The organism is Segetibacter sp. 3557_3, from assembly GCF_004354985.1.
In the GTDB taxonomy this organism is placed as follows: Bacteria; Bacteroidota; Bacteroidia; order Chitinophagales; family Chitinophagaceae; genus Segetibacter.
The window spans coordinates 183,777-208,120 of the sequence record NZ_SMSK01000004.1 but is presented as its reverse complement, the minus strand read 5'-3'; the positions used below and the strand labels follow the sequence as shown (position 1 = coordinate 208,120).

Here is a 24,344-nt window from a genome sequence, read left to right as displayed (position 1 = left end):
TCCTTGTCAATTGGAAGTTAAGTAACAGAGAAACGGTCTCTTCAAAGTTGCTTTGTTAACAATCGTGCTCGTGCTAAGTTGAACTTTCCAAAAACAGTGATTACAAGGTCGCAGCAATGAAGACTGCTGTCTTTCTAAGCCGGAAACTTGATGGGAGCGATAAAACCTATATTGCGAGCTTGTTGGCGTGATGGTATCCGCTGATTTCCGCGGAGTCATTTTCAATAAGCAAAACGGCAATTGATTTTTTGCTTCGAAAATGTTCGCTTCTGCTTTCACCGGAAAAGTTTTTCGGACCCCGAACATGTTTTTGCGAGTTCGGTTCAATCCATTCGCACACGTAATACCACGACACGATTGTTAACCTTGTAGCAAGATTGAACTTAAGGTCTTCGCAGGTGGGGCATAACGTTGAAGTGTTTATGCAGTGCTGGTCTCGGTGTTACTTCTGCTTGCAAACGACTGCCGTCCAACAAAGCTCCTGAGTTCACGCCGTGTTCCTCCGCCAGCATTGCATGAACACACTGTTATGCGCTTTGCAAAGTGTCTGTAAGATGCCTTCCGCGATAAAATGAAGCCTCGAGAACGACTGTGATTTTGGTAAAAAAACTTGTTTCACAAACCTTAAACCCACTTAAGTGCTTTATAAAACTCAACCAACTCATATTTGTGGTCATAGATACTAAATTCTACTGTGTTATTCTCCTCTTGAGTAGTTTTGATATATTTCCTTACGCTGGTTATACCCTCAAAGACTAAATATACTGATCCTTTGGTCGATAGATATACTTCTCCTTCAGTCGTCAAAACATGTCCAGTTGCACCGTCGCACATCAATAGCGCAAATTGTCCTTCTTTCAAGGTGGGACCTTCAATCATTTCTATGGTTTAAACTAAACAAATGAAGCTTCGATTCTGCTAACTCTCTAAATATTTGGGGTGATTGCTGCAATTGCGCATAACGTTAAAGTGTTTATGCAGTGCTGGACTCCGTGTTACGTCTGCCTGCATACATCTGCCGTTCAACAAAGCTCCATAGCTTAACGTATGTTCTTCCGCCAGCATTGCATGAACACACTGTTGGCTGCAGTTATACCTGCGTCACATGTTATGCCTCGAATTAGTAAGGACTTCAAAAACTTTCCTAAGACCGGTAAGTTCACCTTCAACAAAATGTCTTTTATCGTTCGTTAACCAATCTGCCTGGTTTAGTTTTCTTTCACTAACGTCAATCTCCTTCTCCAAAAAGAACTTCAAGTTTTCAAGCTGTTGATAATACTTGTCTACGACTTCATGCTCGTCATCACGTTGCTTTATCATCTCATTTAAGAGGTCAACATAATCTTGCTTTCGATATTCCAGATCTTCCCTTATGATCTCGTCGCAAATGATCTTAAAAACCTCTCCAGCGATGCCTGTTGCTTCAAAAACGCTGCGGTTATGCTCCTCACGATTTTCTACAAACAGTCCGTCGTTCTGGTACTCAATATCGTCAAAGTTTATCGAAGCTAATTCTTCGCAGTTGATCAAAGTATACTTAACTACAGGAAAAGTCTCAATGTTATAAATGTGAGTGAAGTCTTTGTGAAATGTAATTTCAACATCACTCCCTTGAATTGTTTTGTTCTTAAAGAATAATGTGTGATTCTCCATTATAATTGCAGCCAACGTGGACGGCTTCACGCAGTACGGAAATTTCATGTCCCGTCTGCCCGGCGGCCGGTTACAAAGTACTAACTTAAAATTGAAAGTTTAAGGCCGGGGTTCTATCGCTGGGTCAGAATTCCTGTCGATCTGGATCTATTCTGTCGCCCGTATTGCGTGAAGCTGATGTTGTGCGGCGTGCTATGTCGCACTGACTGTTGGACGCTTCACTATTAATCTAATCAAATCAAAGAAGATTAATGCTAAGCAAATCAAAGTGACGTAAAATCCTGCCTTCTGACTTACAAGTCCTATGATTAATGCGACTGCAGTTAAAATCTCTTTTAAAAAATTGATTTTCCTGAACTTTGTTGCTATTTCCTGTTCCTTAATAAAAGAAACAATTGAAAAAAAATGCAATAATAACAAAAGAGAAAAAACAACTATCCTGAAAGTCGGATAGTAAATACAAACAATAAACAATACCATAAATATAAAATCCACAACTAACATTACTGTTTGATTCGTCGAATGTGCCTTTTTTTCGCCTTCCTGTCTCTCTTTAACAATACCTTCTTTAAAAGAAAGTTTGTCATTTCCTTGCACCGCATATTTGCGTTTTACCAAGAGAATCCCAATGACCGAACCTAGGATGCCTAGTAATGGAGCAACTCCGTTGAATTGTAAATCTAAAGTGGAACCGAATAGCTTTCCTCCAATCAAAGTATATACTATAACTCCCAATGCGAGAGCTATCCAAATAAAAAACAAGATTAACCCGGTCTTAAATCTATTGTTGGGTGCTATTTTGGTACCCAACCATACAAACGCCAGTGAAATAGCAAAAGGTGTTAGCGCTCTTTCTGGAAGTTGTGGATATGGACTTACAAACTTTGACAAAGTTGTATATAAAACAAAATGGAGAATAACTGTTGACAGCAATCCGGCAGCGATTGCACCTGGCAGCACACATATCCACCTTAAAGTCGTCGTCAATTCTCGTTTCATATAAATTTTACAATTTCTTAGGTTTTCTTAGAGCAAGGATAGCATGCCGCACAACGTAAAAGTGTTTATGCAGTGCTGGGGTCCGTGTTACTTCTGCTTGCAAACAGCTGCCGTCCAAAAAAGCTCCATAGTCCAAAACATGTTCTTCCGCCAGCATTGCATGAACACACTGTTAGCGGCTGTTTTATATCACGAGCCATCCTTCTTTGAAAAAAGTCAGGGAGGCGCCGATTATGAACTCTGTCAATTCCGTTTTGTCTGTGGCATTTTCGTTGGTCAACTCAATAAAACAAGCGGTTGGGTTTGCAGATCCCTTTCGCCAGAGCCGAAGTTTAAATCGTTTATATTTTGGAGAATTACTTAGAAATTTTAGTTCTTCAAAGTCTGAGATTGTCAAGCTGTCAGTGCGTGTCATATTGTAAAAAACTTTTTCTGCTACTGAAAGTGTGTCTTGTTCAGCCTGACTTTTAACTACAGATCTTGTGTCGCCCGTGATAATGTTAGGATAGAATATGCCACTTGAAAAAACTGTTTTTAAATTTTTTGGTGTGTTTATAACTACCAAAGTTTTGTCGCCGAAAATGAAACCGTCTCCATTTATAACAATGTCGCTTTTGAATTTATCGAAATGTGTTTTAAAGTATGTCTTTTCAAATAATCGATAGGCCCAATAGTCTTCCTGTTCGCCTTGGCTTTTGAATTCTTTCTTGCTTTGACCTTTATTGTCGGCGGTTTGTGCGTCTACCAAAAACGAAGTAAGGGTCAGTGTGGTCAGAATAAGAAAATGCAGGTTCATAACGGGATGTCGTTTGAAATAGCCGCTAACGTCTTATTATACGAATGTTTCTGCTTTAGGCCAAATAGATCAAAAACCGCTTAAGGGTTTCATTTTCATAAAAATGCATCCGCGTTTTTCTTGTTGACAAAAAGCCCGTATTGGCCCTTCCGGTTGAAACGGTCAACATAAAAAACGCGGAAATGGTTGTTACAGGTGTGGCCTGTCTGCAGGCCTTGAGCCAGGGCTAAGGACTTTGTGGCTACATGAGTATATGGAAGGCTGGTTTTAAGCTCCTGCGTCCTAAACCTCCCGGATGTAGTGAGGTACCCATAGAATAGTAGTGTATATGGGTGGCGGAAATATGGTGAAGACAAAACATGTTTTGTATTTGTAATCCTACTCTGCCTTTTTCGCAAGGGCGAACAACTCCTGAACGCATCGGGCAAGCTATGGCTATTACTACCTTTCCATCGTAAAATGAGGATTGGTCGTTAATCCTTCTCTTGTTTCAAATTTTAGGTGGGTTTACCTAAAACTTAGGAAATTGGATCGAGTTCCCATTACATAAGGGGCTTACTTACAAACAACGTTTGGGGCAACCCACTAGCGCCAGGCCCGGGTGTGCGTAGCGGGAGATCAGGAAATGGCGAGGCCCCCCCTCAGTCACAGAGGATAGCTATGCATAATACAAAAAAACGGCTGAATTGCAGCAATTTACTCACCGCCTTTGGCCTTTGATTTACGAAAGAATAAACCCAATATATCAATGAACCGGCCATGCTACAGAAAAACGAATTCGGGTGTTCCCTGCTGGATTGTAAAAGCTCGCACTGCCCTAAACAGCCTCGCTGATTGAACCGCCCCACTCGTTGTAACCGACAATCCCTCCCGGATTGCTTTCCCACTAGCAGCGTGTGCCTTCCTTAGCCTGCTGTCTCCTCGTTCACCACACTGGTGTTCGGGCTTTTGCGTTCCTGGATCGTTTGCATCGATCGCAGCTATTGCTGCCCAATGATATGCCGATGAACGGAATGCGACGCAACGATGTCGCCATAAAAACCAAAAGCCGGTAGCCAAAAAAATCATTTTCCCGGCACTTAACAGCTATTTATCGTGGGTGCTTTGATGCCCTACCATAATAGGGTAACGGAAAGCACAATGCCTGCACGACTAACGCCGCCCGGCGAATAGAACGCGCAATCACTGTGACCATAACAGCATCAGTTTATCGCAGGAGCTATTGTAACTAAACGCCGATGATAAAACAGGTTGCGCATAAAAAAAGGCTTAAATTTTAAAATCTTTTTAAGTAGTTTTCCTCACGCTTTTTAAACCGGTTATACAAAGTAATCGAAGGACCGGCAGATCAAAGAGACTTAGCGCTATCGACCTGTTAGTATCAGGCAGGCACACTGTACCCCGATATTCTTACAATCAACCCCGGATCAGCGTTCAACAACAGGAGTTGCTTAGCAAGCAATAACCGATTTACCCTTCCTAGAAATCGCCAGGGCTCTGGCAACAACATATATGCAAAAAATTACAGGAGCCTGCTCCCACCCTATCGGCAGAATGATCGTTGCGCTGTTACTGTTTATTCCAGGAGGATTCATTGGCAAGGCTTTTTCGCAGACCACCACCATTACCACGGAGGGCACAGGATTTAACGGACTCGACTCGATACGTACACAAGGCGCCGCTCACCTGGCCTTCCTGGTAGACAACTCGAACTTTGTACCGGTTAAATTTACCGGGGTTTCGAATTACATACAGCCACGCGACAATGACGCTACGTGGACACTTTTCTACTCTGCTACTTCAACGACAGGTCCTTCGCTAATCCCATCGTCTGACTGGACCGAGGTAGGCACTTCAGGAGCTGTGCCTGTTTCGTACCCGTCCATTACCCCCATTTTTCAAGGGTTAAATGTTATTATTCCGGCGCGCACCGCATACCGGTTTGTGCTTAGGAAAAATGCAGGACCCGGTGTTTTAAGGCTGAGTAACCTGGGTGCAAAGGTGTTTATACAAAACAACTTTTTAGCTAGAGGCGTATACCTGAAAATTGGCAATTTTAAGCCAACGGAATTTACCTCAACCGTTGGGTTTGTTGGCGGAAGCCCCGGACTGGAATATGGTACGGGTCATTTTACGGGCAGTATCACTTTTGACGAACCACCTGCATGCACCGCTCCTGCCGTTCCGCAAATTCTTTCGTCCTCCTCTACCGTATGTATAGGCCAGAGTTTTACCCTGAAGCACACCAACCCCGAAAATGGTCAAACCTTTCAATGGCAATCTTCGGACAACAATGTGAACTGGAGCCCGATTTTTGGCGCCACCGGAAACACTTATACCATTACACAAACAACTCCGAAGTATTACCGCATGGCTGTAACCTGTGGTGTTACCGTTTTTTCGTCACCGGTATTCGTCGGCGTTCCTGCTCCCGTTTCGGGATCGTTTGTTATCGACAGCAGGCAAGCATCTTCAGGCAGGACGTTTAGAACTTTTAGTGAAGCCGTAAATCAACTATGTAACATTAACGGGCCGGTGGTTATTGATGTCGCGCCCGGCAGCGGCCCCTATAATGAGCGGGTAGTATTCGGCGAGATTGGCGGCACTTCTGCTACTAATACCCTAACGGTTAGAGGCAATGGTGCTACCCTGTTCTATAGCGGACCCACCTCGGATCAAAATGCGGTGCTCACCTTAAATGGATCTGATAACCTGGTGATCGACGGCCTTAATTTAAACGCGGGTGAAAGCGCCTACGGTGCCGGTATTGTTTTGCAAAACAGGGCCGACAATAACATCGTGAAAAATTGTTCGATCGTGCTTTCCAAAACTGCAATTGAGACAAATTCTATTGGAGTACTGGTTGACTTGTCAGCGGGCAATAAAATAACCGCGAACATGGTAACGGGCGGCAGGTATGGCATATACATCAATGGAAATTCATCCGTAACTGCAGGCAATAACGAAATAAGGTTGAATACGATTTCAGATTTTTTCAACTCGGGAATATTTTTAAATGGTAGTTACAACGCTTTGATCGAAGGCAATGATGTAAGCCGGCCACATCGCGACATGGGTGGTTTTAGTGTATCCGGAATATTTCTGAATTTTAACGAAGTAAGGGTCAGGATCATTGGGAACAGGGTACATGACATCATAAACAATTATACCGGCACATCGTATGTATACGGGATCAGTTTGTTTTCGTCTGGTGCCAGTGCAGGAAACGAAACTGTTGCAAGCAATAACCTTATCTATCGCCTGAACAACACCGGAAACTTAATAGGACTTAGAAATTCATCAAGCTACGCGAAGGTTTTTCATAACACGATTTCGCTGGACCACCCTGACAGGAACTCCGGCAGTTTCGTCCGTGGCTATGAGCAAGGCAGCAATATTGGTGTTGAATTTAAAAACAACAACATTAGTGTGACTACCAGTGGCGAAGGAACCAAGCACGCCGTTTTTGTTAATGCACTCACGGGACTTAATTTAAACTTCAACAATTATTATGTTGGTTCTACGGCGGGATCAAACTATGTTGCCGGCACGACAAATGCAAATTTTTCGCGGCTACCTGACTGGCAGGCTGCCAGTGGCCAGGATGCTTACTCGGTTGCTTTAAATCCCCTTTTTATAAATCCTGCCAATGGGGATTATTCGATTTCCGCTCCCCTTTTGAAATCCAAGGGCACGTTTGTGGGTGTAACTGCTGATATCAACAATAAGCTAAGAAATACAAAAACTCCGGATATCGGTGCATTTGAAAGTGAAGGTCTGGCGTGCAGTTCGCCAATGATACCGGGTTCTGCAACTTCGTTAACAACTGCGGCAGTATGCCCGGGAAGCCCTGTGAAATTAAGCCTGATCAATTACTCGTCGGCCACCGGTCAAACCTACCAGTGGGAAACTTCAACTTCAGCAAACGGCACCTACAGTGCGGCAGGTAATCTTATGCCTTACCCCGATACTACTGTAATGGCTACAGCGGCACTGTATTACCGGGTTGCGATCAGGTGTTCAAACGAGGTACAATATTCCGAACCGGTGGCCATAACCGTTAGCAGCGGGCTTGCCGGAGGCGCTTATACCATCAATCCGGCGCTACCTACAGGAAGCAACAACTTTCAGCGTTTTAGTGACGCGATCGTTGCATTAAAATGCGGTATTACAGGGCCTGTTGTTTTTGATGTAGCGGCGGGCAGTGGTCCTTACAACGAGCAGGTAATATTTGATAGCATTACCGGTGCCTCAGCTGTGAATACGATTACGATAAATGGTAATGGTGCTGTTCTAAAATACAGTTCGTCAAACCCCGACGACAAGGCGGTAATTAAGTTGAACAAAGCGGATTATGTAACGATCGATAGCCTGGTGATTGATGCGACGGGTGCAGGTAGTGATCAATTTGGCGTACAGCTGATTAACAATGCCGACTTTAATACGGTAAGGCGGTGCACGATCATAGTAGACAGTGTTATTTCTTACAACACAAACTTTGCAGGCATTGTCGTAAGCGCAGCGGGGAACAATGCAATAGCGTCGGGGGCTACCAATTGCGACAATAATACTTTTGAACGAAACAGGATTTCGGGAGGTTACTATGGCATCACAATCGTTGGAGGTGCTTCAGCATTGGTAAATGGTAATAGGATAACAAACAATATTATTACGGACTTTTTTGCATACGGCTTATTCGCAAGCTATACGAACAACCTGTTAGTGGAAAGCAATTCGATAAGCAGGCCGTATCGTACGCGGGTGGCTAATTTTGAAGGTATCTTCTTTCAATCGACAACCACCGCCGCCAGGGTTTCGAAAAACCGGTTATTCAACCCGTTTGGAGGAAAACCAGGTGCTTTCGATCAGTTTTATGCCATCCGGTTTTCAAATGCTTCGGGGACTGCCGCAATAGACAATGTTGTTGCCAACAACCTGGTATATGATGTTAAAGGGCAAGGATCCCAGGCGGGTATCTATAATGAAAGTTCTTCGTACCTGGCTTGTTATCATAATACAATTGTATTCGATGATAGTGCGAGCAGATCAGGCAGCATTGGCTTTTATTCAGGAGCAACCAACCCCATCGGGGTAAAATTCAGGAATAATAATATCTACATCAGGAAGTCGCCGGTTTCAACCAGCTATGCGCTCTCTCTTTCTTCTTCCAGTGTTGCAGCTAACATTACCGAAAGCAACAACAACCTGTTTACCTTAGATCAGTCGGGCAAAAATTATATACTTCGTTATGGAAATGCCCAGTACGCAACCCTGGCTGCTGTTCCCAACGGCCTACTTACCAACACGGTTGCAATTGATCCCTTCTTTGCTGATCTTGCTGGTGGCAATCTTAGGCCGACATCGATTTTGTTGAACGATAAAGGTGTTAATGTAGGCATTGCTACTGATTTCGCAGAACAGGTGCGTAATACAACGGCGCCGGACATTGGGGCCTTTGAATTTACAGGTGTTGGATGTTCTGCACCCACAAACGGGGGCGCTGCATATTTCACCCGTGTGGACTCGATCCCCTCCATTTGTTTAGGAACCCAGGTGCGCCTGAACGTAAAAGATATATCAACAGGACCCGGAATGATTTACCAGTGGGTAAACGCACAACAAATCGATGGTTCTTTCTCCGCTATAACCAGTTGGGGCCCTATGCCAAACACATCTTTTTACGTGGTTAGAAGTGGTTTTTACAAGGTGGCTGTGGCATGCGGGGGGGAGTTCCTGTATTCGGAGCCCGTGTTTATTGAAGTGCCAACCACATCTGCCGGAGGCACATTTACCATCAACTCAGCCCTGCCAACAACGGGTAGCAATTTTCGAAATTTCAGGGATGCAATTAAGATGATCAGTTGCGGAATTTCCGGTCCTGTTACCTTTAACGTGGCGCCAGGAAGTGGTCCATATGATGAGCAGGTTATTGTAGACTCCATTAAGGGAACATCGGCCATCAATACGGTTACTTTTAATGGTAACGGAGCGCTGATCAGGTTTAATTCGTCCAGCACAAGTGAAAGAGCCGCTATCAAGATCCGCCGGGCAAAATACATCAAGTTCGACAGCCTGGTTGTTGACACCAGGGGGCAGGCTACGGGGCAAATGGGTATCCAGCTAACCGGCAATTCAGATTATAACACCGTCAGGAGATGTACTGTTTATTTAGACACTTCCGATGTTAGCACAAGTTCAGCCGGGATCGCACTAACATCAACTATTCCTTACGACCCCGTAGCCGGATCGTTTAATTGCGACTTTAACACAGTGGAGTTTAATACGATCACAGGCGGTGATAATGGTATAAGCCTCGTTGGAGATGGGAATCTTATTATCACAGGCAACCAGATCAGGTACAACACCATCAAAGATTCCTATTTGAATGGCATTTCCGCTTTATATCAAAGGGATCTACTGGTGGAGGGTAATACGATCTCGCGTCCACTGCGCTCATCGGCATCCGCCTACCAGGTTTATGGTATTCAATTACAAAACAATCGAAGCGTAACCGTTGTGAGCAATCGCGTTCATTCTTCACTAGGATCACCATTATCACCGGTTACAACTTTCACGGCCATACAAATATCGTTTGGCGTAGCAGGAGCCGACAACCTGGTTGCCAATAACCTGATATATGATATCAGCTCAACCCGCAATGCAACAGGTATTGGTCACGGATCATCGGGCAATATGACGGCGCACCACAATACTATTGTATTGAATCATGCATCAACCGCATCACAGTCGTCAGTTGTGGGCTTCTTGCTTTCCGGCGACAGGGGCACTAATCTTTTAAATAATAACATCGTTTCCATTGCCGGTAATGGCAATGGCTTTGCTACCGGAATTGTATTATCGGGTGGAACGTTAAAACCAGGGTTTATCGGAAACAAAAACAACTACTTTATTGAACGAAAATCCAATCACTTTATCGGATCGGCTGCAACGTCGGCAATCGCCAACACCCGTGCAACAACCCTTGAGGAGTGGCAGGCGCTTACGGGGCAGGATGCACAAACGTTAACCGTAAATCCACAGTTTGTTGATCCCCTTGCCGGGGACTTCCGGCCATCATCTGCAGTTCTGGATGATAAAGGTATGCCGGTTAACATATTGACCGACATCAGCGGGCAGCAGCGAAACGTTTCAACACCTGATCCCGGCGCCTACGAGTTTACAGCCCAACCATGTGTAAACCCTCCAACAGCGGGATCTTCGGTTGTTTCGGCTATTGGTGCTTTCAACGGCTGTTCGGGTACCGAGGTGCGGCTTTCTTTATCGGGCAACTCATATGGAGCCGGACAAACTTATCTATGGCAGAGGGCAACAGATGCCACCGGACCATATGTTGAAATCGGCAATGAAAGCATGGATCCGGATACCACGATCTCTGCTTCAGGGAACTTTTATTATCGTGCACGGGTAGGCTGCGGAGGAACAGTTGCTTATTCTACGGTAAGTAACCTGGCGGTACCAACACTACTGTCTGGCACCTACACGGTAAATAGGGAAGCCATTACAAGTGGGCGAAACTTTCAGACATTCACAGACGCGGTTAATGCAATTGCTTGCGGCATAGACGGACCAGTTGTTTTTAAAGTGGCACCTGGTATCTATAACGAGCAGCTCGTGTTCAAGCCAATGCCGGGTGCTTCGGCCACCAACACGGTGGTATTTGAGCCGGCGGATGGAAACCGCAATTCGGTTGAAGTTTCTTTTATGACTTCGGCAGCCAGTCTATTTGTTTTAAGGCTCGACAGTGTGCGTTATTTAACCTTGCGGGCATTGAAGATCACTTCAAACATGTATACCACACCTCAATATGGAAGGGCCATCGAATTCAACGATTGCAGTAACGATAGTATAATTGATTGCACGATCAAAGTACCCGAATCAACTGATCCGACAACCGGCTTTTTACTTACCGGAATATATGGCATGGTATCAAATGGGGTATTTTTCAATAACACGATTACAGGCGGGAATTTTGGGATGTTGCTTTCGGGAGATGACATTGCCATACGCAATAATGTGATTACATCCAGGTTAAGTGGTGCAACGGTATCCAATTCAGCAAACCTCAGGTTTACGGGTAATACAGTTACCTCCAACGGTACGGCAGGGGCAAGTGTCAACCTTATCAATTGCGGTGGTTCATATGAAATCCTGAACAATTCGGTTAGCGGAGTGGTAAAGAATGTTTCTGCAAAAGGTATGGCCATTTACAACGCGCTAAGCACAGCTCAAAACCCGGGGATTGTCCGCAACAACTTAGTAGGCGTAGGTAATGAATCCTATACTTTTGGTCCAAACCCGGAACCAAATCTTACTGCCACAGGTTTGTTGATCAGTGCCAGCCACAACGCCTTAATCACCAATAATGTGGCGTATATCACCAATGCATCTGGTGGCAGCCAAACGGCATTATCCTGCTCGGGGACTAACCTTCACATCTACAATAATTCGGTACGTTCAACCACTGCTTCCGAAAAACTGGCGACAGGCGCCGTAATGACTGGTGCTGATATCAACGGCAATGATATTATTGTAAGAAATAATATCATCTCTCATTCGGGCATCGGCCTGGCTATGAAAATCGGCAGCGCTGTTTCCAGCGACTACAATAACCTTTTCTCGCCGCAGGGCAATCTTGTGCAATCAGGGGCCTCATCGACGATTTACCAGGATTTGGCGTCGTGGAGAGCAGCATCCGGAAACGATAAACATTCTCTTTCAATCAGGCCGGCTTATCTCAACTTTACCCCCCTTGTGCCCGATACTACACATCCTGAGGTTTGGGGTTTGCATGGTCACGGTATCCACATACCAGGTAATGATAAAGATAAAAACGGCAACCCTCGTCCAACCACACTTGCCGAAGGTGTTCCTGATCTTGGTGCTTATGAATTTACGCCAAGGGTTGCTCCTCCGGTTGCAACTGCTTTCCCTGAAAAGCCTATTGCCGGCACCACGCAAACATTTCTTTTTGCAACAGACACCATTGCTATCATCAGGTGGGCGCCGGATGCACCAGTACCTGCTTCCATAATGGTGAGAAGGTATTCGGGAGTACGTCCCCCATCGCTGCCAATGGGTTCACCGCATATGTATTTTTACGACAGCATCAAGGCCGAAGGCGGGGGAGCATACAACTACGACATTGATGTGAAATATAAAGATGTGTGGCTCGGAACCATCACGAACGAAACGGGTCTGAAGCTCGCGCAAGCTAACCCCGCAGGCAATTGGAACACGCTTGCCAGTAGCGATCTAAATACAACGACCAATACGATGTCCGCCCCCGCACTCAACAGCTTTGGGTTGTTTACGGGTCTAACAAATGCGGGGACAATAACCTTTAGCGGCAAAGTTTTTCTTCAAGGTGCGTACAATTCGGCTACCGGTATCATGAGCAATTCACTGAATAGCCTTGGTATACTGCAGGAGAAAGCTGCTGCTCAACCTTATGCTACGGAAGTGTTTAAGCATTACGCCAACGAAGGGGTGCCTCCGGGGTTTTTCGCGGCACATAGTGATATTGTTGACTGGGTGCTTATTGAGCTCAGGAGCAGTTCCTCACCGGGTACCGTAGTGGCGCGAAGGGCAGCCTTTGTAAAGCGGGATGGTACCATTGTAGAAATAGATGGCACGACCAACCAGGTAACCTTCAATGGAGTAACACCTGCTGGCTATTTTGTATCCATCCGTCACAGGAACCATTTGGGAATTCGTTCTGCAACAATCCTTGACTTCAGCGGCGGAGCTGCCCATCATGATTTTACAACCTCATCCGGCAACGCTTTCCAAAGCCAGGCTTACACGTCAACCCTTCAGCTCGGAACCATTTGGGCCATGCGTGCGGGCGATGCGAATGCAAATGGGAACGTGCGCTATGCAGGCCCGGGTAATGACCACAACCAAATTCTTAACCTCTCATTAGGCGGCTCCCTGGCCACGGTGCTAACAGGTGTTTATGCAGCTGATGATATCAACATGGACGGCAGCATAAAATTCAACGGACCGGTAAATGACCAAAACTTTTTATTAAACCTTATTTTAAGCGGGTCGCTAAGCACCATCCTTTTGCAGCAATTGTAAAGCGGGGTGGACGTTACATAAAATGAAATCAGGTGTGGGTAAATGGCCATTGAAGATGCTGCTTTTCAACTGTTAATAGAAGCAGGTATCAAATGGCTTCTGTTCGTTATTCGGTCCGAAGATTTTTTACCGGGTTTGCAACAGCGATTTTAAAAGCGTGGTAGCTGGTCGTAACCAGCGCTGCAACCAAGGCAAGCATGCCGGCCCCAACAAACATCCACCAGCTAAGGCTAATACGGTAGGCAAAATCCCTGAGCCAGATTATCATGATATACGCACCCACCGGCGTGGCAATTATAATGGCAAGTAGTACCAGCTTCAAAAAATCTTTTGAAAGCAGGGAAACAAGGGTGCTAACTTCAGCTCCCAATATTTTGCGAACCCCAATTTCCTTTGTCCGTTGTTCTGCCGTGTACGCCGCCAGGCCCAATAAGCCGAGGCACGATAAGGCTACTGCAAGCAGGGTAAAACAGGCAATGATTTTAGCGGTTCCTTGTTGCGAATTGTACTGCTTGTCAAGCGCCTCGTCGACAAAGCCATATTCAATAGGCGACTCGGGATCGTATTTTTTGTATAAACGTTCAATACGTGCAATGGTAGCAGCAGCCTTGCCGGGCTTTGTTTTAACCAGGAGGTTGAAGTGCCACTCTTCGGGGCGGTACCGAACACCATGGGTTGAATGGAAGTGGTCAGCGCCTGGTAGTTAAAGTCCTTGAGGATGCCAATGATGGTTCCCTCAGTGCCCCAAAATGTTAGTTTTTTTCCTATAGCATTCTTCCACATACCCAAACGTTCCGCTGCAGTTTTATTTACCAGGTAAGCGGCGGAGTCAGCTGCTACCTCACTTGAAAAATTGCGGCCTTCCAACAACGCTATGCCAGTGGTTTTCAAAAAGTCGGCATCCACTGTCATTTGTGTCATTAAAAAATCATCGCCAGGCTGCATGCCTTCCCACTTAATTCCATTGCTGCTGTTGCTTACATCTACCATGTTCGCCGTAGATGCAGTAATGCCGGCCACGTCAGCTTGTTGCTGAATGTCAGATTTAAACAGCCGGTAGTTCTTTTTTATATCAGGTGCCTTCAACCGCACATACAACAATTGGGAACGATTGAAGCCCAGGTTTTTGGTACGGAGATAACGAAGCTGGCTTGCCACCACGATAGCCGCTATGATCATAACTACTGCAACAACAAACTGTGTTAATATGAGTGCTTGTCGAAACCGGTGCCGCCTGGGTGCTACGATAACACCTTTCAACACTTTTACCGGTTTAAACGAAGAAAGATAAAACGCAGGGTAAGAACCCGCCAGCAGCACGGTGGCGAGGTAGAGAACGGCTAAGCCCATACAAAAAGAGGCATCATAATCCTGGCGAATGGGTTTGCCATACAACGTTGAAAAAAGAGGAAAAGCCAACTCAACAAGCAGGAAAGCAAGAAGCACAGCGGCACCACACAGTATGGCTGCCTCAAAAAGAAATTGCGACACCAGCTGTACGCGCGATGCGCCAATGGTTTTGCGGAGGCCAACTTCTTTAGAACGTGGCACCGTTTGGGCGGTGCTGAGGTTTATAAAATTGATGCAGGCCAGCAGCAGGATCAGTATGCCTGTGGTGATGAAGATGTTGACATAGCTGCGATTGCCAACAACACCGAGTTCCGAATTGTACGCGACATTCGAATTCAGGTAGATGTTCGTTAACTGCTGTAATTGCAAGGTCGTTTCGGAACCAGGCCGGTACGTGGCTATCTGCGCCTTTACCTTCTCTGCAAACCGGGCTTCATCAGTTCCCGCTGCCGTTTGCACAAATGTATAGTACGAATAGTAACCCCATTGTTCTGTTGCATTGTCAAACTTTTCAAGAAACGCAAAAGGAACCAAAAAGTCAAACTGCAGGGTCGATTGTACAGGAATGTTGCTCAAAACCCCCGTAATGGTAAACGTGTATTCGTCCTTTCCGGCTTTCGCTGACAATTGCTTGCCAACAACGCTTTTGTTCTGCCAACCTTGGCCAAAATATTTCTCCGCCGTTTGTTCGGTAATCAGTATCGCATCTGGCCGGAGAAGTGCCTGTTCCCTGGTGCCTTTCAGCAGCGGGAAAGAAAAAACAGACAGGAACGACGGATCAACTGCATAGATGCTTTTTTCTTCAAATACCTGGGCTTCCGACTTGAAGTTTGCCCACCAGCGCCCTACCCTTACGGTATGCTTTACTTCGGCAAAATCCTTGCGGAGCGTTGCAGCCAACGGAGGTGGAGTTGTTGCTACAAGAGCCGTCTCGCCTGAATTTTTTTGAATGGAGTTGACCCGGTAGATGTTGCCGGCATTTGCATGGAACCGGTCATAGCCGAGCTCGCTTTTTACATAGAGGAAAGTAAAAACAGCGCAGGCAATCCCTATGCTCAGCCCGGATACATTGATAAATGTAAACAGTGGCCTTCGCATCAGGTTGCGGATTGTGACTTTAAAATAATTCCGGATCAAGTGAATGTGTTTTAGGTTGTTTGTCTATCGTATTTGAAAACGCGCCCTGTTTAAAACTTTGAATTTGTTCATCGGGTGTAAACAAAATTTCAAGTATTGCCTGCCGCCATGCTTTCGGATCCATTACAACTTCAAACAGTAATCCACTCATCTAATATCTTAGAAATCAGACATTTAATAAACCGATCTGCAATTAGGCTGTTCATTTGTGTACAAGAAATGTCCGGTTTCGAAACATAAGCAACACCGAAATAGCTGTTAAGTTGGTAAGCCGGTGGGTCAATGTGCGGTGCACCCGTTGCGCCGGGAAACATTCTTGGGCTCTATGCATCAAAAACGAGGTACTCCCTCCGGGAAGGCTACAAGCCTTTTGTGGATCACCGCAAGGGTGATCTACCATACCTTTTCCGGTAAGATTTTGAGTTAGCTGATCATCATTCCAAATTGTATCGTAAAATTGCAATTGATATGGGAGTCACGAAGTCAGAAATATTTACCGAGAAGCAAAACAAATTGGCAGTAATGCTTAAGGCATTAGCTCATCCTGCCCGTATCGCGATTATCGAGTACCTGGTTAATGCTCAAACATGTATTTGTGGCGACCTGGTAGAAGAGTTGGGACTGGCACAGGCAACCATATCACAACACCTTAAAGAGCTAAAGAATGCGGGCTTAATCAAGGGCACAGTTGATGGAACAAGTGTTTGTTATTGTATTGATGATAAAGTTTGGAAGCAATACAGGCAGGAGATGGAAAAATTTTTTGTGGGGTACGAGCCTAATAATACTTCTTGTTGTTAGCCCCTTTTTTTATTTTCGATTATCGTTACATTGCAATAAACCAATTACGACTTACTAATATTACAGTAGTCCTATGAGGTTCTCAGCCATAACAACAATGGGGCATTTTCGAGTGGGTTATTTCAGCGCAAACGGTACCAGGTTCGTCAGCACTTTCGTCTACAAGCTGGGGGTAACTTTGAATTTGCCATTGGCGTTGCTAGAGGACTCGTTGGGTTAAAAAGCGAGCAGGCTCTTACGGAGTCATATTTCCGTCTGCTGGTAGAAGTGCCGGCCTTATAGCCCTGGTAGATGTTGCATGCTGGTTGTAGAAGAGGTGGTACTCAAACCCTCGACTTAAAAGCATAAAATCCTACTGCATGAGAATTGCATTGTTTAGTGATATACACGCGAACCTTCCTGCATTGGAGGCTTGTTTTAAGAGCATAGAAGCGCAAATGCCAGACGCCATTTACTGCCTTGGTGATTTGGTTGGCTACAATATTTGGCCCAACGAAGTTATCAACGAGATCAGGAAAAGGTGTATTCCAACCATTGCTGGAAACTATGATCAGGGTATTGGCCTATTGAGCGACGAATGTGGCTGTGCCTATAAAACCGACGTTGAACGGGACATGGGAAAAATTTCGATAGCCTACACAAACACGCTTGTGAGACCCGATGAAAGAAGATATCTAAGAACCCTACCTGCTCACATTAAACTGGAATTCCAGCTCAATAACGACAAGCTAAACCTGTTATTGGTACATGGTAGCCCGCGTAAAATAAACGAGTACCTTTTTGAGGATAGGAACGAAAAAAGCCTGCTCAGAATCATGGAGCAGGCTGATGCTGATATCCTGTGTTTTGGACATACCCACAAACCCTATCACCGGGTTCTCCCAACTGCGCCAACGGAAACTCCCCGTTATCGTCATGCTATTAATACCGGCTCTGTAGGCAAGCCCAAGGACAACAATCCAAAGGGCTGCTATGTCATGTTGACGATAAATGCCGAAAGTTCGATTTCAAACAAACACGCTATCCAGGTCGACTTTGTGAGGTTTGAATATGATGTAGAAAAGGCTGCTAAGGCAATCGAGGAAAGTCCCCTACCCGATGCATACGCCGAAATGCTTAGAAAAGGATTTTAGACAATCTTAACGTATTTTCTGATGGACAAAGATGACAACCAAAAATCTACACCGGCGGACCAGCCAATGACAGACGGATATCGCGTAAACCATGGTCACTACTATCCACTTCATATTATCACCGACCAAAGTAAGGCAGTCAGCAAAGATCTGTTGAAAGTACGCAAGCGGTTGCTTAAAAAAATAAGGAAGCCTGTTACACGATTTACAGCAAAGTGATTTGATTTTTCGTTTTATTCAGCACCGGTTTGTTTGGCTTTTTTGGTGACCAGCATTTGTTCACTGATTGAACATCCTTGCGACGCTCCGTTCAGGTGCATCGCCCTGGTCAACATCTTAACCGATCTGAGGAGGTCCCTCAATCAGAAGGCGTATCTCGCACCAGGCGTTCCCGTCATTGCAAGGCACGAAGCTTTCCCGTCATTGCGAGGCACGAAGCAATCCCTTCTTGTAAAGTTGTGATCGTCTCGGAGTCGGAAGTCAACGAAGGCGTTGCTTAGGCGAAAGCATAAAAGTTTGCCGAACCATATTCGGAGCAACAACGTTCCCGTCATTGCGAGGCACGAAGCAATCCCTTCTTGTAAAGTTGTGATCGTCTCGGAGTCGGAAGTCAACGAAGGCGTTGCTTAGGCGAAAGCATAAAAGTTTGCCGAACCACATTCGGAGCAACAACCGTTCCCGTCATTGCGAGGCACGAAGCAACTTGTTGTAGCGTTGTAAACGCTTCGCAGGTCGGAAGTCAACCACGTCATATCTTAAGCGAAAGCATAAACCCTAGCTAAATTCATATCTGCAGCAACCAGCGTTAGGGTCATTGCCAGGCACGAAGCAATGCCTTGTTGTAGCGCTGTCATCGCTGGCAGGTCCGAAGTCAACCAAACCAATTGTTAAGTGAAAACCTAGTCGTTTGCCGTATCACCTTCGGAGCAACCACCGTACCCGTCATTATTAGGCACGAAGCAATCCCTTGTTGTAGCGTTGTCATCGCTGGCAGGTCGGAAGTCAACCACGTTTATATGTCAAACGAAAGCATCAACCCTAACTGAATTCACATTCGAAGCAACCAGCGTTCCCGTCATTGCGAGGCACGAAGCAATCCCTTGTTGTAGCGTTGTGGTCGTTGGCAGGTCGGAAGTCAACGAAGGCGTTGCTTAGGCGAAAGCATAAAGGTTTGCCGAACCATATTCGGAGGAACCAGCGTTCCCGTCATTGCGAGGCACGAAGCAATCCCTTGTTGTAGCGTTGTAAACGCTTCGCAGGTCGGAAGTCAACCACGTTTATATGTCAAACGAAAGCATCAACCTTAACTGAAATCACATTCAAAGCAACTACCGTACCCGTCATTGCGAGGCACGAAGCAATCCCTTGTTGTAGCGTTGTGATCGCTGGCAGGTCCGAAGTCAACCAAACCAATTGTTAAGTGAAAACCTAGTCGTTTGCCGTATCACCTTCGGAGCAACAACCGTTCCCGTCATTGCGAGGCACGAAGCAATCCCTTGTTGTAGCGTTGTAAACGCTTCGCAGGTCGGAAGTCAACCACGTCATATCTTAAGCGAAAGCATAAACCCTAGCTAAATTCATATCTGCAGCAACCAGCGTTAGGGTCATTGCGAGGCACGAAGCAATGCCTTGTTGTAGCGCTGTCATCGCTGGCAGGTCGGAAGTCAACCACGTTTATATGTCAAACGAAAGCATCAACCCTAACTGAAATCACATTCAAAGCAACCAACCTTCCCGTCATTGCGAGGCACGAAGCAATCCCTTGTTGTAGCGTTGTGATCGTTGGCAGGTCGGAAGTCAACGAAGCGTTGGTTGGTGAAAGCATAAACGTTTGCCAAACCATATTCGGAGCAACAACCGTTCCCGTCATTGCGAGGCACGAAGCAATCCCTTGTTGTAGCGTTGTAAACGCTTCGCAGGTCGGAAGTCAACCACGTTTATATGTCAAACGAAAGCATCAACCCTAACTGAATTCACATTCGAAGCAACCAGCGTTCCCGTCATTGCGAGGCACGAAGCAATCCTTTGTTGTAGCCTTGTAAGTTTAAACGAGGCAAAAATCGCTGTTGTACAGGAAAGAGACGGACTCCCATTATTGAAATGGCGAGCTTCAAATGATCAGGCTGGTGGCTTTTGAACGTCTCTGCACTAACACAATTCGGTTGGCCTCAGAAATAGAACCCGGTCCTACTTCCTGAACATGGGATTGCTTCGTGCCTCGCAATGACGATGTTGCTTTATAATTGTTATTGCACCCAAACAATTCCGTTGGCTTTCGACGTCGGAATTGGTCCTACTTCCAGAACATGGGATTGCTTCGTACCTCGCAGTGACGATGCTTTGCAAGTGCTACTACTTATCATCTAGATTTAAACGATTACGCATCTAATCATGTGGAGGTCTTACCCGCATGTTTAAACGTGTTTAACATCATTACGCAATAGTAGATCACCAGTTATTGACTACATCTGATAGGTCTTTCCATTCGGGATTAATTGCATTGATCATCTTCTCTTTGGCAGCTCTGCTGCCGCCTTTAACTTGCTTCTCTCTAGCTATTGCTTCTTCTATCCTATTGAAAGTTTCATAGTAGACAAGTACGAAACAGTTATAGCGTGCTGTAAAACTTTTGTCGTAGTCCTTTTGTGTGTGTTGATATAATCTCTTCTTGAGATCTGATGTGACCCCTGTATAAAGTACTGTGTAATTTTTGTTTGTTAAGATATAAATGCAACCACCGTATCTCATCGCCTTATCGTTTTACTCTACTAGCTATCCCCAAAATAAAATATTCAAGGGGCATTTCAAAGGGTAACGATTTTCTTTAAATGTTACAAGGCGCTGCCTGTTCGAATTTTTTCTGGAGAGCCCTCACCTTCCCGTCATTGCGACGTACGAAGCAATCCCTTGCTGTAGCGTTGTGATCGTTGGCAGGTCCGAAGTCAACGAAGCGTTGGTTGGTGAAAGCATATTTGTTTGCCGTATCACCTTCGGAGCAACCAACGTTCCCGTCATTGCGAGGCACGAAGCAATCCATTGTTGTAAAGTTGTAATTGTTGGCAGGTCGGAAGTCAACAAAGTGTTGTTTAGGCGAAAGCATATTTGTTTGCCATATCACCTTCGGAGCAACCAACGTTCCCGTTATTGCGAGGCACGAAGCAATCCATTGTTGTAGCGTTGTAAACGCTAGCAGGTCGGAAGTCAACCAAGTGTTGTTTAGGCGAAAGCATATTTGTTTGCCATATCACCTTCGGAGCAACCAACGTTCCCGTTATTGCGAGGCACGAAGCAATCCATTGTTGTAGCGTTGTAAACGCTAGCAGGTCGGAAGTCAACCAAGCCTTTGTGAAGCAAAAGCATAAACCATAGCTGAAATCACATTCAGAGGAATAACCTTTCCGTCATTGCGAGGTACGAAGCAATCCATTGTTGTAACATCGGAAGTTTAATCTTGCAGAGATATTGTTGGCCAGAAGAGTGACGGACTTCATCATTGCAAGGGCGAGGTGCAAATGATCAGGCTGGTGGTTTTTGAACGTCTCTGCACTAACACAATTCGGTTGGCCTCAGAAATTGAACCCGGTCCCACTTCCCGAACATGGGATTGCTTCGTTCCTCGCAATGACGATGTTGGTTTTTACATGTTACTGCACCAAAACAATTCCGATGACTTAGAAATTGAACTCGGTCCTACTTCCAAACATGGGATTGCTTCATTGCTCGCAAGACGATGTTGCTTTTTAATTGTTACTGCACGAAAACTATTCTGTTGACTTCACAAATTAAATCCGGTCATACTTCCAGAACATGGGATTGCTTCGTACCTCGCATTGACGATGTTGCTTTTTACATGTTACTGCACCAAAACAATTTCTTTGACTGTAGAATTCGAAATTTGGTTCTTCTTCCAGAACATGGAATTGCTTCGTGCCTCGCAATGTTGCTTCAAAAATTATTACTGCAAGACAACAACTTCATTGACTTAGAAACTGAACCCGGTCCTTATTCCTGAACATGGGATCGCTTGTCTTTGCAATGAGCTTTATATATTGCAATGGGGCAGAAACCAAACTATACCATTTTATTCGAGTATGACTTACCGGGTAATCTCGATCACCTTCCGTGTTTTGTCCGGAGCTGTTATTTGCAACGCATTGCTGCCTCGACCTATGTGTGCAGGAAGATTGATCTTTTCAGCACCAGCTGATCAGCTGAAACATTGGTTGTGATTGTAATAGTGTGGGAATTGCGAACCGTTATGCTTCCGGAATGGTGGTCTGGTACCGAGACGGCGGACTCCCAGGCCAGGCTGTCTAAAGAACTCTGCCAATGGGCTACGTCATTCCAGTTGCCTGTACTAACCGTTCTAAAATGAAGGCCGTCAGGCGGGTTTGTAGCGCAACCAGCAGGCATGACCGCCGTCATTGTCCTGGAGTATAAGTGGACCCGTTACAAGAAACCCTTTTTGTTGATTACGAAAGTATTCGTAATATTGATTATAAATCAAGATTAATGTTCCAAAACACCAGTTGAAAACAATTACCTGGTAAACGGAAAATCACTCATGTAAACGAAAATCGCGAGTAGTATATTCAACGGCATTTGATCCTCAAATTCGAGATTGTGATTATCGGGTAAACCCCATTTTAACGTAGCGGACAATTCAGCTACACCGTTTATTGTTCAAACTTGGAAAGTAGCGATAACAGTGCCTGGTACTGCATTAAATATCTAAAGCGAAAGAAAGGTTGAATGGTGCGGTTGTAACAGTTGCTTATATAGGCTAAAGGGTTATACATACTAATTCAGTTTCGTTTACTCAAGCTCCTTGCTGGGATAATTTGCCCGGTAGTGGTATACGGTACAAGCCCCCGTCCGAACGTAGTTCATACGGGCGGGCGCCCGGCTGATTGCGTTTGGATGAGAGTGCGACCCACCAACAAATTTGGGCACGGCGACCGTCCGACTGGCGCAGCAGGGCGGGCAACGATTTACAATTAAGAAACAGCGGCTGGTCCCAAAAAGAGAGATTAGCTAAACGACATTGCATAATGAGTTAAAAAATGATGATGAGAAAAAGAGTTTTTTTGATGCTGGCGACTGCTATTTTGATATACGGGCCCAGCTATGCCTGTACAATTTTCGGGTGTTCTCTACATGGAGAAGTATTGATCGGTGCCAACGAGGACAATTACAATCCATTCTCTAAAATCTGGTTCAACCCTTCTACAAAAGATCGCTTCGGGTCTGTTTGTTTTGGTTTCCCGGATCTGCAGGCACAGGCAGCCATGAACGAACATGGTTTATTCTTTGATTTTACGGCACAGTATGATATTGATCCGTCTAAACTTGCCATAAAGTACCCGTACTATGGGGATTTATTTTTTGAAATAATTGGCCGATGCAAAAATGTAGGTGACGTTCTTGATTTCCTGAAAACACACAACTATGCCTTTGGCTCGCAAGTGCTGATTGCGGATGCACAAGGCAGATCTGCGGTGATTAATGCCGGCACCATTGTGGAAAAGAAAGGCGCTTATCAGATCAATACGAATTTCAACATCAGCAGGTTGCCGGCAAAGGATTATCAATGTATGCGTTTCGATATAGCCGAGAAAATGCTCACTGATGCAAAAACCGTTTCAGTATCCTTGTTTAAGGATATACTTTCCCGTACCCGCCAGGAAGGCGAGTTGTCCACCCAATACTCGCAGATATTCGATCTTAAAAGGGGGATTATTCATGTCTATCTCTTCCATGATTTTCAGCATGATTATGTGATCGACCTAAAACAAGAACTAAAAAAGGGATACCGGATGGAAAACCTTGCCGACCATTTTCCGAAATCTTTTGCTTTCGATTATTATGTGACCCATCATCCCGAATATCCCCGGGAATTAATGCTGGAAGAAATCAAAGCAAAGGGTATTGATAAAACACTCAGCAAATACCAGCAGTTTCAAAAGGATCAGAAAGCGACCGACAGCATTAATATGATTTATATGGATGCAGCAATGGTTCTCCTGAAAAAGGCATACAATGCGCACAGTAATGGCGGCTGGCTTTCATATTGGCAAAAATTTCCGAGCAGTTACTTTCTATGGCGATCAAATGATGAGAAGATACACGCTTCGCTGGAAATCTTAAAGGTCTTGCAGAAGGAAGGGACCTTCAAAGATCCATTCTTTACAGAATTGCTCGCCTATGCAAATCTTGTTGCCGGAAATAGGGAGCTTGCTAGAAAGCATTATAATAACGTAATTATCACCGCTAAGACAGAAAGCGATACTTATGTACGAGCGCAGAACATGCTTCGACTGAGTTTTTAGTTGTCCATTGGATGCTAAAGCTGGATTGCGCTATTGATTCGTTCC

Annotated in this window: 13 protein-coding genes; 4 read left to right on the top strand and 9 right to left on the bottom strand. The window is 45.1% G+C overall.

Features of this window, described 5'->3' with window-relative positions; translation table 11 throughout:
- Positions 1–624: 624 nt before the first annotated feature.
- From EXU57_RS08820 to EXU57_RS08805, 4 genes are all read right to left on the bottom strand, one after another.
- Positions 625–879, bottom strand: coding sequence for a hypothetical protein (locus EXU57_RS08820; RefSeq protein ID WP_133267828.1), 255 nt, complete (start codon positions 877–879; stop codon positions 625–627).
- Between the two features lie 222 nt (positions 880–1,101).
- A complete protein-coding gene (locus tag EXU57_RS08815; RefSeq protein ID WP_133267827.1) occupies positions 1,102–1,653 on the bottom strand; it encodes a hypothetical protein in 552 nt (183 codons plus the stop codon).
- Between the two features lie 192 nt (positions 1,654–1,845).
- Complete coding sequence (locus EXU57_RS08810; RefSeq protein ID WP_133267826.1) at positions 1,846–2,652, bottom strand: hypothetical protein; 807 nt, start codon at positions 2,650–2,652, stop codon at positions 1,846–1,848.
- Positions 2,653–2,836: 184 nt separating this feature from the next.
- Positions 2,837–3,448: a hypothetical protein gene (locus EXU57_RS08805; protein WP_133267825.1), complete on the bottom strand. Its 612-nt coding sequence runs from the start codon at positions 3,446–3,448 to the stop codon at positions 2,837–2,839.
- A 1,512-nt stretch (positions 3,449–4,960) separates the two neighbouring features.
- Here EXU57_RS08805 and EXU57_RS08800 point away from each other — a divergent pair.
- Positions 4,961–13,549, top strand: a complete 8,589-nt coding sequence (locus tag EXU57_RS08800) for a right-handed parallel beta-helix repeat-containing protein (protein WP_133267824.1) — start codon at positions 4,961–4,963, stop codon at positions 13,547–13,549.
- A 106-nt stretch (positions 13,550–13,655) separates the two neighbouring features.
- Here EXU57_RS08800 and EXU57_RS25055 read toward each other — a convergent pair whose 3' ends face one another.
- From EXU57_RS25055 to EXU57_RS25050, 3 genes are read right to left on the bottom strand one after another with little or no spacing between them, the layout of a single operon-like run.
- Entirely contained in the window at positions 13,656–13,979 is a 324-nt protein-coding gene (locus EXU57_RS25055; protein WP_317130025.1) for an ABC transporter permease, read from the bottom strand.
- A 20-nt stretch (positions 13,980–13,999) separates the two neighbouring features.
- The gene (locus tag EXU57_RS08790) at positions 14,000–15,997 is read right to left on the bottom strand and encodes an ABC transporter permease (RefSeq protein ID WP_133267822.1); all 1,998 of its coding nucleotides are present in this window, start codon (positions 15,995–15,997) and stop codon (positions 14,000–14,002) included.
- Positions 15,998–16,016: 19 nt separating this feature from the next.
- Positions 16,017–16,187, bottom strand: a complete 171-nt coding sequence (locus EXU57_RS25050) for a hypothetical protein (RefSeq protein WP_165958082.1) — start codon at positions 16,185–16,187, stop codon at positions 16,017–16,019.
- Positions 16,188–16,504: 317 nt separating this feature from the next.
- Between EXU57_RS25050 and EXU57_RS08785 the strand changes: the two genes are divergently transcribed.
- Positions 16,505–16,837, top strand: coding sequence for an ArsR/SmtB family transcription factor (locus EXU57_RS08785; protein ID WP_133267821.1), 333 nt, complete (start codon positions 16,505–16,507; stop codon positions 16,835–16,837).
- A gap of 359 nt (positions 16,838–17,196) precedes the next feature.
- A complete protein-coding gene (locus tag EXU57_RS08780) occupies positions 17,197–17,970 on the top strand; it encodes a metallophosphoesterase family protein (protein ID WP_133267820.1) in 774 nt (257 codons plus the stop codon).
- A gap of 2,448 nt (positions 17,971–20,418) precedes the next feature.
- Here EXU57_RS08780 and EXU57_RS08775 read toward each other — a convergent pair.
- Both EXU57_RS08775 and EXU57_RS08770 read right to left on the bottom strand, forming a co-directional pair.
- Complete coding sequence (locus EXU57_RS08775; RefSeq protein WP_133267819.1) at positions 20,419–20,718, bottom strand: GIY-YIG nuclease family protein; 300 nt, start codon at positions 20,716–20,718, stop codon at positions 20,419–20,421.
- Positions 20,719–20,794: 76 nt separating this feature from the next.
- Positions 20,795–21,175, bottom strand: a complete 381-nt coding sequence (locus tag EXU57_RS08770) for a hypothetical protein (RefSeq protein WP_133267818.1) — start codon at positions 21,173–21,175, stop codon at positions 20,795–20,797.
- A 1,864-nt stretch (positions 21,176–23,039) separates the two neighbouring features.
- On the opposite strand from EXU57_RS08770, the gene EXU57_RS08765 reads away from it, so the two are divergent.
- The gene (locus tag EXU57_RS08765) at positions 23,040–24,299 is read left to right on the top strand and encodes a hypothetical protein (protein ID WP_133267817.1); all 1,260 of its coding nucleotides are present in this window, start codon (positions 23,040–23,042) and stop codon (positions 24,297–24,299) included.
- Positions 24,300–24,344: the final 45 nt, after the last annotated feature.

Coding starts and splice junctions, on each gene's coding strand:
- EXU57_RS08820 (WP_133267828.1), bottom strand. CDS start 879: ATGATTGAAGGTCCCACCTTGAAAGAAGGACAATTTGCGCTATTGATG.
- EXU57_RS08815 (WP_133267827.1), bottom strand. CDS start 1,653: ATGGAGAATCACACATTATTCTTTAAGAACAAAACAATTCAAGGGAGT.
- EXU57_RS08810 (WP_133267826.1), bottom strand. CDS start 2,652: ATGAAACGAGAATTGACGACGACTTTAAGGTGGATATGTGTGCTGCCA.
- EXU57_RS08805 (WP_133267825.1), bottom strand. CDS start 3,448: ATGAACCTGCATTTTCTTATTCTGACCACACTGACCCTTACTTCGTTT.
- EXU57_RS08800 (WP_133267824.1), top strand. CDS start 4,961: ATGCAAAAAATTACAGGAGCCTGCTCCCACCCTATCGGCAGAATGATC.
- EXU57_RS08790 (WP_133267822.1), bottom strand. CDS start 15,997: ATGCGAAGGCCACTGTTTACATTTATCAATGTATCCGGGCTGAGCATA.
- EXU57_RS25050 (WP_165958082.1), bottom strand. CDS start 16,187: ATGAGTGGATTACTGTTTGAAGTTGTAATGGATCCGAAAGCATGGCGG.
- EXU57_RS08785 (WP_133267821.1), top strand. CDS start 16,505: ATGGGAGTCACGAAGTCAGAAATATTTACCGAGAAGCAAAACAAATTG.
- EXU57_RS08780 (WP_133267820.1), top strand. CDS start 17,197: ATGAGAATTGCATTGTTTAGTGATATACACGCGAACCTTCCTGCATTG.
- EXU57_RS08775 (WP_133267819.1), bottom strand. CDS start 20,718: ATGAGATACGGTGGTTGCATTTATATCTTAACAAACAAAAATTACACA.
- EXU57_RS08765 (WP_133267817.1), top strand. CDS start 23,040: ATGAGAAAAAGAGTTTTTTTGATGCTGGCGACTGCTATTTTGATATAC.